A 994-nucleotide genomic window follows, 5' to 3' on the forward strand; every position below is an offset into this window, starting at 1 on the left:
CGGAGGAGAAGGCGGCGTCGAAGGAGGTGGTGGGCGGGGTGATGGCGTTGAGGGTGCGGATGTGGGCGAGGGCCTCGGGGGCGCCGTGGAGGCGGTCCATGCCGGCGTCCTCCCATTCGATGCTGATGGGGCCGTCGTAGCCGATGTGGTTGAGGGCGCGGAAGCAGGCCTCCCAGGGGACGTCGCCGCGTCCGGTGGAGATGAAGTCCCAGCCGCGGCGCGGGTCGGCCCAGGGCAGGTGGGACGCGAGCCGGCCGCGGCGGCCGTCGACGGTGGCGACCTTGGCGTCCTTGCAGTCGACGTGGTAGATGCGGTCGGCGAAGTCGAGGATGAACCCGGCCGGGTCCAGGCCCTGCCACACCATGTGGGAGGGGTCCCAGTTCAGCCCGAAGGCGGGGCGGTGGCCGATCGCCTCCAGGGTGCGGACGGTGGTGTGGTAGTCGTAGGCGATCTCGCTGGGGTGGACCTCGTGGGCGAAGCGGACGCCGACCTCGTCGAAGACGTCCAGGATGGGGTTCCACCGGTCGGCGAAGTCGGCGTACCCGGCGTCGATCATGGCGGGGGGGACCGGGGGGAACATGGCCAGGGTGTGCCAGATGGACGACCCGGTGAATCCGACCACGGTCCTCACGCCGAGTCTGGCTGCGGCCCGGGCGGTGTCCTTGATCTCTTCGGCGGCGCGTCGGCGGACGCCTTCGGGTTCGCCGTCGCCCCAGATGCGGGCGGGCAGGATGCCTTTGTGCCGCTCGTCGATGGGGTGGTCGCAGACGGCCTGGCCCACGAGGTGGTTGGAGATCGTCCAGACCTCCAGGTTGTATTTGGCCAGCGTCTCCTTCTTGCGCTCGACGTAGGAGTCGTCGGCCACGGCCTTGTCCACCTCGAAGTGGTCGCCCCAGCAGGCGATCTCCAGCCCGTCGTAGCCCCATTCCGAGGCCAGGCGGCAGACCTCCTCGAAGGGCAGGTCGGCCCACTGGCCGGTGAACAACGTGATCGG

The 994-nt window shown here is 70.1% G+C and carries 1 protein-coding gene; it reads right to left on the minus strand.

Translation table 11 applies throughout. From position 1 onward, the window contains the following. On the minus strand, positions 1-994 hold a 994-nt coding region (locus tag Mco01_RS38710; protein ID WP_239104248.1), incomplete at both ends, for a sugar phosphate isomerase/epimerase family protein.

Source organism: Microbispora corallina, from assembly GCF_016863035.1.
Lineage (GTDB): Bacteria > Actinomycetota > Actinomycetes > Streptosporangiales > Streptosporangiaceae > Microbispora > Microbispora corallina.